The organism is Ercella succinigenes (assembly GCF_900002895.1).
Genome location: NZ_CDHP01000018.1, coordinates 1 through 14270 on the forward strand (window position 1 = coordinate 1; position 14270 = coordinate 14270).

Consider the following 14270-nt stretch of genomic DNA (forward strand, 5'->3'; position numbering starts at 1 on the left):
GATAGCTTCGACGAGATTACGGCTGTTTTTGCTTTGCCGGAAGCCTATCGCAAACGACTGAGAACCAGTAACAGCATAGAACGACTCAACGAAGAGCTACGTCGTAGGGAACGCGTTATACGGATATTCCCCAATGATGACAGTCTTATCCGACTGATGGGAGCAGTTCTGATGGAGCACCATGAAAAATGGTTGACCGGCAAAAAGTATTTCATAATGGATCGCTACTTTGATGAGAGAGAAACAGCAAGAAAAGAAGCGTTAGCAGAACGAGCAGCATACCTGCATGTTGTCACCTGATTCATGCAGATACCGGAAGACAATTTACACCAACTTTTTGGACTTGACTTAAAAAGAATACGACTAGATGAAATACGTTTATTTATATATTCCATAAAATGCCCTCTACTTTTTATGCTGAACAATGCAAATATATTGATACTTAATAAAATTTGCAGAAAAAAACAAAATCAACATAGATAACTTCCATGCAAATTAATTAGATTAGTAAGGAACAAACCTTTTCGTTATTGCCATAATTTCATCAGCTATCTCAAAAAAGTTATCCAGAAGATCCGGGTCAAAATGAGTACCACGCTCCTCATTTAACATTCTTAACGCTTGTTCATGGAAAAAAGCCGGCTTATACACTCGCTTGCTGACCAAGGCATCATAAACATCTATTATCGCCATTATACGTCCAGGCAAAGGAATATTTTCTCCTTTAAGTCCGTGAGGATAGCCACTGCCATCATACCACTCATGATGTGCTTCAATAATCTGTATAGCTGTCCTGATAAAAGAAAGCGACACTGCAACCGTTGTATTACTCATAAGAGCATTCACACCATAGGTTGTGTGCCGCTTCATAACCTCAAACTCATCAGGTGTAAGTTTACCAGGTTTCAGAAGTATCGAATCCGGTATTCCTACTTTCCCAATGTCATGCAAAGGAGCCGTCTGATATAATTCCTGTACAAAACTGTCAGTAAGACTATCTCTATATTTATCTTTTTTCTGCAAATGCCTGCAAAAAGCATGCATCGTAGTCTGCGTCCTTTGAGTATGATTGCCAGATTCTATATTACGTATTTCCAGCAAGCCAGTAAGGGCTCTGATTGTTATGTCTCTGGTAAGCATCATTTCTCTTGTCCTTCTGGCTACTATTTCTTCCAGTTCGGCATTATTTTCCTCAAGCTCCAGACGAGCTTTTCGCAAGTTAATATGCACCTCTATTCTCTTGAGCAGAGAAGATATATTGAGAGGTTTACGAATATAATCGCTGGCGCCAAGCTCCAAACCCCTGATTTCATTTTCTATTTCATCGTGATTAGTTAAAATTACTGTGACCACACGGTTAAAATTTTTACTTTCATTGATTTTTTCAAGCAACCCAAAACCATCCAGTCTTGGCATATGAAGATCTAACAGCATTAAATCAATATCGGGCACATTTTTTAGAACTTCATAGGCTTCAATGCCATCATGTGCCTCTACTAATTCATAGCCGGATAGCATGCTTTTGATCATGATAATATCCGAAAGAGAGTCGTCAACAACAAGAATCTTATTTGCCATATTTATGTCCTCACTCTTATGCAAAATTTGCTTCGGAACATAGAACTTTATCAATAGTAATTTTATCATATATATTAAATTAAAAAAAACATATAATTTTTAAAAAAACAAAAGGGCGGCATATACCACCCCTTCGTTAGTTAAATCTTAATAATAATAAAAACAACCTTATTTAAGTACATCTTCTAAAGATATCCCTAAAGCATCTGCAACACCTTTGCCATAAGCTGGATCAGCTTTATAACAGTTCCCAATATGTCTTTCTTTGATCATTTGAGGAGCATCGCCCATATTTCTTGCAGTATTTTCAAATAATACTTGTTTTTGCTCATCACTCATAAGATTAAAAAGCTTACCTGGCTGAGTATAATAATCATTGTCATCCTCACGTGCATTCCAATGATCAGCTGCACCGTCAAGAGCAAGCGGCGGCTCTTTGTAATCAGGCTGTTCCTGCCATTCTCCGTAGCTATTAGGCTCATAACCTAATGTACTGCCATAATTACCATCAACTCTCATCTGCCCATCTCGATGATATGCATGATAAGGACATTTGGGAGCGTTTACCGGAATCTGATGATGGTTTACGCCTAGCCGGTAACGCTGGGCATCACCATAGGAGAATAATCTGCCATGAAGCATTTTGTCAGGAGAGAATCCTATCCCGGGTACAATATGTGCCGGGTTAAAAGCTGCTTGTTCTATCTCCGCAAAATAATTTTCCGGATTACGATTAAGCTCCAGTACACCTACTTCTATCAAAGGGAATTCTGACTTGTACCATACCTTTGTCAAGTCAAAAGGATTATACGGCATAGCTTTCGCCTGCTCGTCTGTCATAACCTGAATGGACATCGTCCAGCGTGGGAAATCACCTTTTTCAATTGAATCATACAAGTCACGCTGATGACTTTCACGATCTTTCGCAATCACAGCTTCGCTTTCCGCATCAGTAATATTTTTTATTCCCTGCTGCGTTTTTAAATGAAATTTAACCCATATTCGCTCATTATCAGCATTTATCATACTGAAAGCATGACTGCCATAACCATTCATATGCCGATAAGAGTATGGAATACCACGGTCACTCATGGTAATAGTCACCTGATGCAAAGCCTCCGGCAAATTAGTCCAGAAATCCCAGTTGTTTTTTGCACTGCGCATATTAGTACGGGGATCGCGCTTGACGGCATGATTAAGATCAGGAAACTTGTAAGGATCACGCAAAAAGAATACCGGCGTATTATTCCCAACCAGATCCCAGTTTCCTTCTTCTGTATAAAATTTAACAGCAAATCCTCTGATGTCTCTCTCTGCATCAGCAGCTCCACGCTCACCGGCAACAGTAGAAAAACGAACTAATAAATCTGTTTTTTTACCAACTTCTGAGAATATTTTAGCTCTGGTGTATTGGGTTATGTCGTTAGTGACGGTAAAAGTACCAAAAGCACCTGAACCCTTGGCATGCATTCTTCTTTCTGGAATTACTTCCCTGTCAAAATGGGCAAGTTTCTCCAGATACCAAACATCCTGTAAAAGCATCGGTCCTCTAGAACCTGCCGTCATAACATCCTGATTATCAACAACAGGAGTTCCCGCGGCTGTTGTAAGCTTTTTCTTTTGTTCATCCATGGTTTTTCTCCTTTCAATAAATGCTAATCTTACATTGTGCAGCTATGTAAAACAGAAACTGCGCCAGATCGAATTCTTATTTCAGGATATTCACCTATGTAACAAATTCTAGCACAATAATTATTTTTTATGTTCAAAAATATCTATATTTGCCTGATTTATTTCATAACATATTTGGCAAATTGTTATATTCTAAAAAAATTATGATTAATAGGACGAAATATCGAAAAAATTTTATTAATTCTGATGTATAATTAGCTCAGAGCAAAGTCACAACATGTCAATAACAAAACACTAGGAGAATACATGCATTATTTAAATCCATTCCTAATAATACAGATACTATTTCTTCTTTTAATGATCATATCTGTAGTTACCCTTATTTTGTATTTGGGAATCAGGTTGCGCCAAACGTTCTCTCTACGCCTTTTTCAAGTTTTTCTGTTTTTTCTTGGTACGGGATTTATATTTACATACTTAAATAAGATAAGTTTGCTAAATAACAGCGACAGTTTTTTTTATCTAGCCTCTATTGTTTGTTTTATGATTTCATCTGTATTTGCCATAACTTCCATAGTACATATCTGGGCAAATCGAAAAAAAGAAGATTCCGCTTTGTATCTGCCTCCAGATATGGCTGTAATTCTTTCCAAAATGAAAGACCTTGCCTTGGTTTATAATGATAATTTTGATTTAGTGGCTATCAATCATCCCGAATTAATTGGCTCTACCTTGCCTGCTAAAACAACTTCCACCCTCTACAACCTTGTGGAAGAATTACGCAAAAGAAATGAAATCATTGATGAGCACAGCAAATGGCTATTGAATCATAACGATTGCGCTGAAATGTTAAAAAGCAGTTTCAACTGTGAAATAAGAATAAATTCACCGGAAAAACAAAATAACGAGCAAAACCAATCAGATATGTTTTTTCTCATAAGTTCTTCTCCAGTCCATGACCGCCATAAACAAAGTCTGGGAGTTGTTTTGCTTTTCCATGATATTACCCATGAAAAAAGACTTCAAAAACAACTTGCAGACAGCAATAAAGCACTGGAATTTTCTTTTGAAAAACTTTCTGAAAAAATACAAATTGAACAGAAGCTACAGCTGGAAAAGGAAAAGCTAAATCTGATAACAGTTGTTCAAAACGATCTGGCAGATCAACTTAGCATCACAATAACCGCAATAAATGATTCTATCTGCAATAGATCTGTACAATCAAAAAATTTTGTTCCTAAGACGAATTCTGAGTCAGGTGAATACAACCAATTGATATCAGATGATTACATAAAATCTTTATCAGCAGATTTACGCAGCATTTATAAAAAAGTCAGACAAACAGTAAAGGAAATGAATAGAAACACTTGAGGATATAAAACAAAGTTATTATACGAGAGGATTATTTAATGATAAAAGTTTTAATAGCAGATGATCAGACCCTTTTCAGAACTATGCTTAATCGTGTGCTTACAGATTGTAAAAATATTGAAGTTGTAGCTTCAGTCCCCGACGGCATGAAAGCCGTCGAAATGGCACTAAAGCTGCAACCAGATATTGTGCTTCTGGATATTCAGATGCCTGAAAAAAGCGGCATAGAGGCTATGATTGAAATAAAACGCACCTTACCTTCTACTAAAGCAGTTATTCTGACTACATTTGAGGATGTGAGTAATATTACTCAATCAGCCAATAGCGGTGCCGATGCCTACCTGATCAAGGACATAGAACCAGATATTCTCATAATGGCTTTGCAATGTATTTATAATGACCTGGCAGTAGTTCATCAAAGTGCCTTTTCAGTTATTTGTCCAAGCAGAAACACTGATTCCGTACCTGGAAAAACAAACGCTGCTAATAAAAAATATACTTATGATGGTATAACTTTCGATAATATAGACCTGATGATTATAAAACAGATTTCTCAAGGAAGAACAAACAAGGAAATTGCTCAAATACTTCATTACAGCGAAGGTTCAATCAAAAACCGTGTCTCTGCGTTACTTGCCAGTACAGGCTTGACGGATCGCAATGCAATCACTGTTTTTGCTCTCAAAAATCAAATCATTTAACAATTATAGTAGTGAACCCTCCCTGGCTAAAGGAATTGAAGCAAAGGTAAAGAAACCCTTTTCTCCATCCGATCTGAATTCCACATATCCACCGGAATCAGAGATTCGTTTTTCTATTCCACTTAGTCCGTGATTTTTATTTATTTCCTTGCAGCCGGTGCCATCATCTATGACATATATTTCTATGCTCTGGCTACCATAACGTAGTATGAAATGGACTTTTTTAGCCTCGCCATGTCTTATGGAATTAGTTAAAGACTCTCTGCAAAGTCCAAATATAGCTTCCACTGCTTCGGTCTTTAGTAATTCAGGTTCGCCTTGAACAATTATTTCCAAATCCACAAGATCATTTTGCAAAGATTGAAGCAGTTCCGGCAAAACTTCCTTTTTCCCCGAAATTTCTTTTGGCTGTGAACTGTTTGTTTTGTAGACATTGTTGGCAGAAAGATCATTTAAATTTGATTGCAGCAATTCCTTTATTTCAATCAACAGTTTATACTTTGTATCTAAGTCATTCTCGCGAAGAATCAGTTCACTTTGTCCAATAGCAACCGTAAGTGTATGCCCAAGCAAATCATGTATTTTTTGCGATACTTCACGTCTTGCTTTAATTGTTGTCAATTCTTTACTCTTTTCGGACAAAATTTTCAGATTAGAATAATTCTGCTTCAGTTTCTGATTTTTTGTCTTTAACTGAGTCTCCATTTTTAAGATAGGTTCAAGATCTTTTACAAAAACCAAACTCCATGAAGCAAAAAAAGCTTGCTTTTTATAATCAACAGCTTGGTTAAGAGAAAGAGAATTTATATCTTCTCCATACTTTTGAAGACATTTTCTAAAACTTTTATTTGCCAGTACAACCCTTTCCCCTGCATCAATCAAAGCTGCTCCCTGAGGCATATTTTCAAAGACGAGACTATAAGACAAAGTAGAAATATCAAGAAACCGAAATTTTATTGCCGGCACAACAAAAAGAATCAACGCTATTGCTATACAAATGGGAGTAACATCAAAAACAGGAAAAGGGAAAATCCAATTTGCAAAACCAAATTTAAACAGCAGATAATAAAAATTCATCAATAAAGGCAATATAGTAACACCTGCCATAAGTCTGCCAAGAAAAGGTCTGGCAGCAATTCCTGGTTGTTTCAAATATCCACGCGCCAAAAGCACAATTCCAGCAATCAGATAAATATATAAAGCTGTTTGAACAGGCAAAAATAAAATTCCGAAACTATCTTTATAAAAATCATAATAAGAATAGAAAAGCATATGCCAAGGATTAGTAACCACTATCAAAAAAGATATTGAGGGTACAATTGCTAAAGCAATCAGCCATGTGCCGGAAGGCGTTTGCCTAGTGACATAAATTATTGCAAACAATAGAAGACAAAAGCCTAAAAACTGTACTCCGAAATATTGTAAAACAATGAAAAACCAGCGCATACTAGGATCAGGTGCAACTGTCTTGAATATTTTAGAGGCAAGCCAGATTAAGATCATCATTACCAGAGCAAGATAACTATAGAGTAGAGAGCTCTTTTGAGCTTTCAAATAAATATATACTGTTATAGCTATCAAAGCGGTCAGGGCAAATAAATGTGAACTGGCAATAGCAAAGATCTCATTCGCCAGCTTGTCTGATATTTGCATTACTACCTCCCGTTCTGATTAATTAAAGTCAGAGAATACTCGAGGAATTTCAAAAATCATAGTTAATTTATCTTAATTAAACTATGATACGAAAATATCCTAACTTTTTCTAAAAAGCAATAGCAGTACAGCTTCTATCATAAAAATAATAATCCGAATGACTATGCCAAGTCACAATAATGACTATTCATGTCTAAATATGCATACTCAAATAAGTACCAGCCGGACTTTTATAAAGACACGCAAAAGTATTAAATATGAAGTAGCATAACAAATTTTTTATCAGGCTGAAACTATGTCATGCCTAAACATTTTAATGGAGGATTTAATATGAACGAGAATTATGATCAAAATCAGGCACAGGGTAACCCTCAGAATAATGCAGGAGGCGCTCAACAGGATCCAGTAACATTTGAATCATTCAATCAGGCAGATATTGATAAGAACAAAACTATGGCAGGTCTTGCCTATCTTATATTCTTTTTACCTTTAATTTCATGTCCTGATTCACGTTTCGCACGTTTCCACGCTAATCAAGGTCTTCTTCTTTTGATTTTTGGTGTAGGCGGCAGTTTTGTGCTTGGTCTGATTCCAATTCTTGGTTGGATATTATTAATTTTCTACCCTATTGTTATACTCATTTTTGGCATTATGGGTCTGGTTAATGGATTCCAGGGCAAGGTAAAAAGATTACCAATTTTTGGTAAAATAAATATATTGAAATAAGGTGACACAATTGAAAAATCAATTATCGCAAAACAAATCAGGCAGCAAACTGAATTTGAAAATTTTATTTATCTTGCTAACGGTTTTTTTGATCACATCTTTTATGATGTCTTCCTGCAGCGGCAAAGCGGCTGAACAAACAACTTCTCAGCCTAAAACTGAAAATACTGAAAAAGAGCTTGCCGATACCGACAAGACAGAAAAAGACAAAGAAAATTCGTCTACCGAAAATGAATCTTCCGACGCTGAACAAGGATTTACTCTGGACAAATCTTTGAGCGGTCAGGAACTTTTAAGCAGTATTGTCTGGAATATGCCTTCCAGCTGGTACTATGCCGCAGAAATGACTGATCATAACGGACAAACTTACAAAATGGAATTCTGGACAGATGGTGAAAGCATAAAAATGGTAAGTGACCAGATAAATTCTGATCTAAAAGGCGTAATGATATATAATGCCAAAGACAAAGTAACTTACCAATACAGCGAAGGCGAAAAGACCGGGCTGAAACTGCCTGATTACAGCGATGATGAAGATGATGAGGATTTAATATCCGGAGCCGGAGAACTTTCGGAGATGCTTGATCTCGTAGAAGATTCTGACGATTTTGTTGCAGAAATCAGACAGTTGGAAGGTACAGAATGTCTTTATATTGAAACAATGAGCTCTGAAGAAGGACAAAATTTCAAAAATATAGTCTGGTATTCCCTTAAAACAGGTTTTATGATTCAAAACGAGCAATATGTTGATAATACCATGATCAGCAGACTGCGGATTACCGATTATGACGGAAATAAAAAATTTGACAGTAGCATCTTTAATCCACCGGAAGATATTATTTTTAATGATTTTTCAACTGGTTTTGATAGCAATGAAATGGAAGACTATTTCTCTGACTCAGACGACTTCGATTTAGGAGATCTGGAAGATTATTTATCTGATTTAGGTCTTGATGATCTAGGTTGATTAGAGCTATATTAGACGGTAAAACTATAAAGGTTGTCGAAAAAACAATTTTTCGACAGCTTTTATATTTCTTATATTTTCTTTTCATAGTATAATACGCCCATTAAAGTTTATATCTCTATCGAGGGGCAGGGGGTATTATGCTATGGGCAATGAGCCAATCAAAGCTGCGGGAATAAACAGTATGACTTCTGCAGAAATAGAAAGATTGAATCAGCTTAACAAGAGAATCATAACCGTACCTAATTTTTTATCACTTTCCAGAGTTGTATTTCTTCCTGTTCTTTTCTATTTAATAACAATTAACAGAGCCGGCTTATTTCTGGCAGGTTATATAATTCTTGGCTCGACAGATTTTTTTGACGGTATCATCGCACGCAGATTTAATCAGAAATCAGATATTGGTAAAACGCTCGATTCAGTTGCAGATATCTTTTTCTATTTGTCTACTGCCTGGTTTATATATGCGCTTTATCCTGATTATATAAGGGCAAATAATGGTTTATTAAAAATCTTTTTTGCTGCTTTTGGTTTATCTTTAATTATTTCTACAATTAAGTGTAAGAAGCCTATTGTTATGCATACATATATACTTAAGCTCAATGCAGTTCTTGTATATTTTTTAATGATAGTATCTTATTTTGCAGATACAACTTATTTTGTAACAATTATTCTGGCAATATATGTTTTAGGATTTGCTGAGGAGATATATATTTTTATAAAACATGGAGATGTCGACCCCGATACTCCCTTTTTCTGGAAAATCATAAAAAAATCTTAATAAAAGTCTAAATATCTGATAACATGATATTTTGATAATTATAACAAATACTGTTATCAGAGGAGAAATTTAATGACTGCAAAAAATCCACTGGAAGTGGAACAGGTTCATAAACTTTTACTTAAATATAGCATTCCTGCAATCGTTGGTATGATGGTAACTGCTTTCTATAACGTGGTTGACCGTATTTTTATCGGCAACAGCAAGGATCTGGGACATGAAGGTTTAGCTGGAATTACCATAAGCTTTCCCATTATGATTATTATTCTTGCCTTGGGAATAATGTTCGGCACCGGGGGAGCTACGCTTTTCTCATTGAAGCTTGGCGAAAAAAAACAGCAGCAAGCAGAGGCGGCTTTGGGGAATGCTTTTATGCTGATGCTAATCACAGGCCTTGCTTTTACAATCCTGGGACAAATATTTCTTAAACCTGCACTGCGACTGTTTGGTGCAAGCGATATCGTAATGCCTTATGCAGTTGACTATATGCGTGTAATTTTTTTAGGTACGATATTCCAGATAGTCAGTCTGGGCATGAATAATTTTATCCGAGCCGACGGCAGTCCTAAATTTGCGATGGTAACTATGTTTTTTAGTGCCGGTCTTAATATTGTCCTTGATCCCATTTTTATTTTTGGACTAAGAATGGGAATGAAGGGAGCTGCCTGGGCGACAATAATCGCTCAAGGGATTTCAACTTTTTGGGTCATATTATATTTCACAGGTAAGCACAGCAATATTAAGCTGCGCCTGCATCAAATGCGTCTTAGATTTTCTATTTCTTTAAGAATTATCACTTTGGGACTTCCAGGATTTCTGCTCCAGTTTGCCAACAGTATTTTAAATGTAATTCTTAATAAAGGTCTTTTGATATACGGTGGTGACATAGCAGTTTCCGGCATGGGCATAATAAACAGTCTGCAGGCCTTGTTATATCTGCCTATCATAGGGCTTAAACAGGGAATGCTGCCAATAATAAGTTTTAATTACGGAGCAAGGCAGTATAAACGTGTCAGAACTACTGTTATCATAACAATTTCTGTTGCCACAGGTATAGCTTTGATTGGTTTTGCCTTGATTAATCTTTTCCCCAGACAGCTTATATCAGCATTTAATCGTGAAGAAGAATTACTTGTCTTTAGTACCAGAGCACTCAAGCTATGGTTATTCGGCCTGCCTGTAGTTGGTTTCCAGATAGTTGCTGCTAATTTTTTCCAGTCCATAGGCAGACCTTTTTCGGCAATCATTCTTACATTATCCAGACAGGTCATTCTATTAATTCCGGCAATTTTGCTTTTCCCACGCTTCTGGCAGCTTGACGGAATTTTGCTGGCTGCTCCTTTTGCAGATTTGCTTTCAGCCTTAATAACAGGTCTATGGTTTTATCTGGTTTTAAAGAATCTAAAACCTAAAGATAGTTTGCAAACCTAAAATCTTTCTGAATTTATCGCTGTAAAAATCGTTAAAAATGAAAATTTCAGTTATCACCGGTCAATTTTTTGCGGAAATTCAAAAAATTGACAAAAGCTTTGTATCTTCTCATTTCCCCTCTACTATATCTCCGACTTTTGCTTTTAGTATAAGCTTCCCATTCAGTGGCATAAAACTGTACCTTATCCGAAAATTCAACAGCTGTTTCAGGATTTGAAATATGCGTTGATTTAGCATCAGTGCTTTCTACAAGCTCAACAATAGCTTCTGGCACATCCATCATAGGGCAAGGGCGCAAAGGATCGGGGGAAAAAGGCTGAGCCTTTCTAAAAGCTCTGAAAAAAGGTGAGCGCATAGCTTCCTGCAAACTGACCTCATGAATATTAGAATCAGAATAATGACAAAAAGCACATGGTTCAACATCCCCATTTGCATTTATATGAATATATCCACTGCCTGCAGCTACACAGCCAAAAACCTTGTGCCCACTGTTAAATAAATCGATAATTGTAATCTGTTTTCTGACAGCATATTCAGATAATTTATTTCTGGCATATTCCCTTTGCTCAGCATTAAGGCAAAGCCCCATGTCTGCATCTTTACCGATAGGTCGGTAAGCAAAAGCCCAGCCGTACCAGGCTCCTTTTTCCAGCAAAAAATCAAGAAATTCATCACTTGTCACAGTTTTATAATTTTGACTATGATAACAAAGAGAAAAAGCGAAAGCTATGTCATTAGCTTTTAAAAGATCCATAGCCTTTACCACTTTATCAAAAGTACCTTTCCCTCTTCTAAAATCAGTATCTTCACGGAAGCCTTCAATACTTATAAAAAATGATATGTTACCTAATTCTTTTACTTTTTTGACAAAAGCTTCATCTATTAAAGTAGCATTGGTAAACAACCCGAAAAACATGCCGCTGTGCCGTTGAGCCAAAGTTAGAATATCATCTTTACGAATCATCGGCTCACCACCGGTAAAAAGTATATCCATCGTTCCCAGCTGCTCTGCCTGTGTAAAAATCTCATCCATTTTTTCCAGTGAAAGATTACGTGCATTATCATAGTCATGTGACCAGCAGCCGGTACAATTAAGATTACAAGCATTAGTAGGATCAATCAAAATATCTCTTGGAATACCTGTCTGATAACGGACGCTTTTAAAAAGTTCCTTAAACACTCTGAATTTAGCAATCGACATAAAAGAAGGAATTGATTTTGCTTCAAAGTAACGCCTGCAGCGGTAAACATAGTCTTTATGATGAGGATAAGGTGGTATTTCGTGTTTCTGCCCATTAATCATCAAATATCTCATTAAGCCGTTCTCCTCCTAATTTGAAGACTTTGCGGAATGCTTGCTTCCACATAGATTGTTTGCTGTTCAGTTATCTCCAGTGAATGTATTATCAATTCCGGTACAAAAGTATATATCTTTTCAAGATATTCCGAATTATATTGCAGCATATCAGGTGATACGAGCGAAATCTTGCCTGTCTTAAAATCCTCGGCATTTATTCTTAGCTGGTTTTCATAAATAGACAAAGTAGAAATAACATAATAATTAATTCTTTCAACCAAGGGAAATGGTATTTCTTCTTTTTTTTGCGGGAATAAGTCTGTAGCAATATTTGCCAGCAGCAAAGTTCCCGCAGCCTCCAAATTGCCATCCTTTTGTATTTTTATTTGAAAATTATCAAACCAGAATGATAAAGGCATCATTTCGTTCATCAGTGCATTTATCTCATTTTCACTAAGTTCAAACTCTTTTTCTGTGTAATCACTGTATATCCATTCGTAATCCTTGTATAAAGATACTTTTGATTTATCAGAGGACGCAGTAAATTCTTTCAATATTTCTTTATCCTGCAGCTCAAAATTCATTTCAAAACCAAGTTTCTCCACAGCACTTAGATAATCCTCATATGAATAATCAACATCTATATCTCTCACCTGATCAACACCTATTATAGAATGCAGCAAATATATAACCGGAATTGAAGCGATTAGCAAAATAGAGGCAACCGAAAAAGCGATCAACTTAAAACGGCTATATTTCGCCTTACCTGCATTTATTTTTTCAGCAGGCAGTCTATCCGATATCGTTATTTCTTCTCCACAGTTATTACATGCTTTTTGCTCTTCTGATAAGGAAGAACCACAAAATCTGCATATCATTATGTATATCCTTTCTGTCGTCACAGAATTTTATTTGTCAAAATATGCCTTATCATATCATAATCAAAACATGTATATTCATTAATTAGGTATTTATCTTAGCATATTTTAAGAGTCAAGACATTATTTGTCATTATTTTTTTAACAAATACCAACTTATATGATTTTACAGCTTTCTTTATCTATCATAATATAGTCATTGCAGTTATAATATTTTTACAGACATTATTTGTCATTTGTAAAAGGGAGGTTTAGTAATGTTTTGTAATCAATGTGGTTCAGCAATGCCAGACGATGCCGCTTTTTGCCCAATATGTGGTAGTAAGGCAATACCAGATAGTCCTCAGAGTGCAGATCCTGAGCACTTGCCAAATCCTGTTTATAATTCACATTCGGAACATCAAAAAGATCCAACACCTTATAGCTATTCAGCCTCTCAATATAATCAGAACGATAATCAGGCGAATCAACAATATCCGCCACAGCAATATCATCAGCCAGGAAATCAGATGCCCTATGCCCCCACTCCGCCGAAAGATAATCGAAAACTTATAATTATTCTTATTTGTATTGTTGCAGTGCTTCTTTTAGCAGCAGTCTTTTTCCTGGTCAGAGCTTTACTTAATAATGATTCAGATAAAGATGCAAAAACAAAAAGAGATAAAACAACAATTACAGAGACCAGAAAAAGAGATCGTGATGATGATTCAAAAACAGAAAAAACAACCAGTAAACAAGAGACTGAGCCGACAGAGATAGAGAAGACTAAAGAAACTACGGAAGAGACTACCAGAGAACCTACTACAACCCAGACAGCAGAAACGACAGAAGCAGACAGTCAGGCCCTGATTGATTACCTGCAAGGTGATTGGATCAGCCAGCAATGGCCGGACGGGACTCACTCTGTAATACAGATTTATTCAGGATATGAGGCTGTATGGCTGCTGACATATCCAGGAGCGGAACCTAATCCAGATTCATATTATGAAGGTTTTATAAATGGCAGCTGGTATGTTGAAGTTCTATCCTATGGCTATATGGATCTTGACTATGAATCAATTACTTTCTACTGGGATGATTTTGAAGACTTCACTATTTATTATGAAGCTGAGATAATAGATGAAAACACAATGATACTAACAGAGTATTATGAGGGAGAATCATACACTGAGCGATATGAACGAGTAATATATTAGAGTTTTAAAATTTCAAGGATAATCTCAATATTTACAAATATTATCTGAGAAATTTGCAG

General features: G+C 36.1%; 13 protein-coding genes. 8 read left to right on the top strand and 5 right to left on the bottom strand.

Annotation, left to right across the window (positions count from 1 at the left end; genetic code table 11):
- A partial coding sequence (locus tag AC0KSB_RS04690; RefSeq protein ID WP_472305715.1) for a transposase occupies nucleotides 1-300 on the top strand: 300 nt, incomplete at its 5' end.
- 204 nt (nucleotides 301-504) lie between these two features.
- Here AC0KSB_RS04690 and AC0KSB_RS04695 read toward each other — a convergent pair.
- Entirely contained in the window at nucleotides 505-1578 is a 1074-nt protein-coding gene (locus tag AC0KSB_RS04695) for an HD-GYP domain-containing protein (protein ID WP_472307060.1), read from the bottom strand.
- Between the two features lie 168 nt (nucleotides 1579-1746).
- Nucleotides 1747-3210, bottom strand: a complete 1464-nt coding sequence (locus AC0KSB_RS04700; RefSeq protein ID WP_472307061.1) for a catalase — start codon at nucleotides 3208-3210, stop codon at nucleotides 1747-1749.
- Between the two features lie 543 nt (nucleotides 3211-3753).
- On the opposite strand from AC0KSB_RS04700, the gene AC0KSB_RS04705 reads away from it, so the two are divergent.
- Together AC0KSB_RS04705 and AC0KSB_RS04710 are read left to right on the top strand one after the other, a co-directional pair.
- Nucleotides 3754-4581 carry a hypothetical protein gene (locus tag AC0KSB_RS04705; RefSeq protein WP_472307062.1) on the top strand — a complete coding sequence of 276 codons (828 nt, stop codon included), beginning with the start codon at nucleotides 3754-3756 and terminating at the stop codon, nucleotides 4579-4581.
- A 38-nt stretch (nucleotides 4582-4619) separates the two neighbouring features.
- Nucleotides 4620-5282 carry a response regulator gene (locus AC0KSB_RS04710; protein WP_472307063.1) on the top strand — a complete coding sequence of 221 codons (663 nt, stop codon included), beginning with the start codon at nucleotides 4620-4622 and terminating at the stop codon, nucleotides 5280-5282.
- 3 nt (nucleotides 5283-5285) lie between these two features.
- Here AC0KSB_RS04710 and AC0KSB_RS04715 read toward each other — a convergent pair whose 3' ends face one another.
- Entirely contained in the window at nucleotides 5286-6935 is a 1650-nt protein-coding gene (locus AC0KSB_RS04715) for a histidine kinase N-terminal 7TM domain-containing protein (protein WP_472307064.1), read from the bottom strand.
- Between the two features lie 330 nt (nucleotides 6936-7265).
- On the opposite strand from AC0KSB_RS04715, the gene AC0KSB_RS04720 reads away from it, so the two are divergent.
- From AC0KSB_RS04720 to AC0KSB_RS04735, 4 genes are all read left to right on the top strand, one after another.
- Complete coding sequence (locus AC0KSB_RS04720) at nucleotides 7266-7661, top strand: DUF4870 domain-containing protein (protein WP_472307065.1); 396 nt, start codon at nucleotides 7266-7268, stop codon at nucleotides 7659-7661.
- A 10-nt stretch (nucleotides 7662-7671) separates the two neighbouring features.
- Entirely contained in the window at nucleotides 7672-8628 is a 957-nt protein-coding gene (locus AC0KSB_RS04725; protein ID WP_472307066.1) for a hypothetical protein, read from the top strand.
- A 145-nt stretch (nucleotides 8629-8773) separates the two neighbouring features.
- Nucleotides 8774-9409 carry a CDP-alcohol phosphatidyltransferase family protein gene (locus tag AC0KSB_RS04730; protein ID WP_472307067.1) on the top strand — a complete coding sequence of 212 codons (636 nt, stop codon included), beginning with the start codon at nucleotides 8774-8776 and terminating at the stop codon, nucleotides 9407-9409.
- A gap of 72 nt (nucleotides 9410-9481) precedes the next feature.
- On the top strand, nucleotides 9482-10840 hold the full coding sequence (locus AC0KSB_RS04735; protein ID WP_472307068.1) for an MATE family efflux transporter: 1359 nt from the start codon (nucleotides 9482-9484) through the stop codon (nucleotides 10838-10840).
- A 46-nt stretch (nucleotides 10841-10886) separates the two neighbouring features.
- On the opposite strand, the gene AC0KSB_RS04740 is transcribed toward AC0KSB_RS04735, so the two are convergent.
- Complete coding sequence (locus AC0KSB_RS04740; RefSeq protein WP_472307069.1) at nucleotides 10887-12155, bottom strand: radical SAM/SPASM domain-containing protein; 1269 nt, start codon at nucleotides 12153-12155, stop codon at nucleotides 10887-10889.
- Nucleotides 12155-13015, bottom strand: coding sequence for a hypothetical protein (locus tag AC0KSB_RS04745; RefSeq protein WP_472307070.1), 861 nt, complete (start codon nucleotides 13013-13015; stop codon nucleotides 12155-12157). The genes AC0KSB_RS04740 and AC0KSB_RS04745 overlap by 1 nt, the downstream gene beginning before the upstream one ends.
- Before the next feature lie 257 nt (nucleotides 13016-13272).
- Between AC0KSB_RS04745 and AC0KSB_RS04750 the strand changes: the two genes are divergently transcribed.
- Nucleotides 13273-14211 carry a zinc-ribbon domain-containing protein gene (locus tag AC0KSB_RS04750; RefSeq protein WP_472307071.1) on the top strand — a complete coding sequence of 313 codons (939 nt, stop codon included), beginning with the start codon at nucleotides 13273-13275 and terminating at the stop codon, nucleotides 14209-14211.
- Nucleotides 14212-14270: the final 59 nt, after the last annotated feature.

Bases quoted from the DNA above. Each gene is read 5' to 3' on its own strand.
- AC0KSB_RS04695 (WP_472307060.1), bottom strand. From the start codon at position 1,578: ATGGCAAATAAGATTCTTGTTGTTGACGACTCTCTTTCGGATATTATC.
- AC0KSB_RS04700 (WP_472307061.1), bottom strand. From the start codon at position 3,210: ATGGATGAACAAAAGAAAAAGCTTACAACAGCCGCGGGAACTCCTGTT.
- AC0KSB_RS04705 (WP_472307062.1), top strand. From the start codon at position 3,754: ATGATTTCATCTGTATTTGCCATAACTTCCATAGTACATATCTGGGCA.
- AC0KSB_RS04710 (WP_472307063.1), top strand. From the start codon at position 4,620: ATGATAAAAGTTTTAATAGCAGATGATCAGACCCTTTTCAGAACTATG.
- AC0KSB_RS04715 (WP_472307064.1), bottom strand. From the start codon at position 6,935: ATGCAAATATCAGACAAGCTGGCGAATGAGATCTTTGCTATTGCCAGT.
- AC0KSB_RS04720 (WP_472307065.1), top strand. From the start codon at position 7,266: ATGAACGAGAATTATGATCAAAATCAGGCACAGGGTAACCCTCAGAAT.
- AC0KSB_RS04730 (WP_472307067.1), top strand. From the start codon at position 8,774: ATGGGCAATGAGCCAATCAAAGCTGCGGGAATAAACAGTATGACTTCT.
- AC0KSB_RS04735 (WP_472307068.1), top strand. From the start codon at position 9,482: ATGACTGCAAAAAATCCACTGGAAGTGGAACAGGTTCATAAACTTTTA.
- AC0KSB_RS04740 (WP_472307069.1), bottom strand. From the start codon at position 12,155: ATGAGATATTTGATGATTAATGGGCAGAAACACGAAATACCACCTTAT.
- AC0KSB_RS04745 (WP_472307070.1), bottom strand. From the start codon at position 13,015: ATGATATGCAGATTTTGTGGTTCTTCCTTATCAGAAGAGCAAAAAGCA.
- AC0KSB_RS04750 (WP_472307071.1), top strand. From the start codon at position 13,273: ATGTTTTGTAATCAATGTGGTTCAGCAATGCCAGACGATGCCGCTTTT.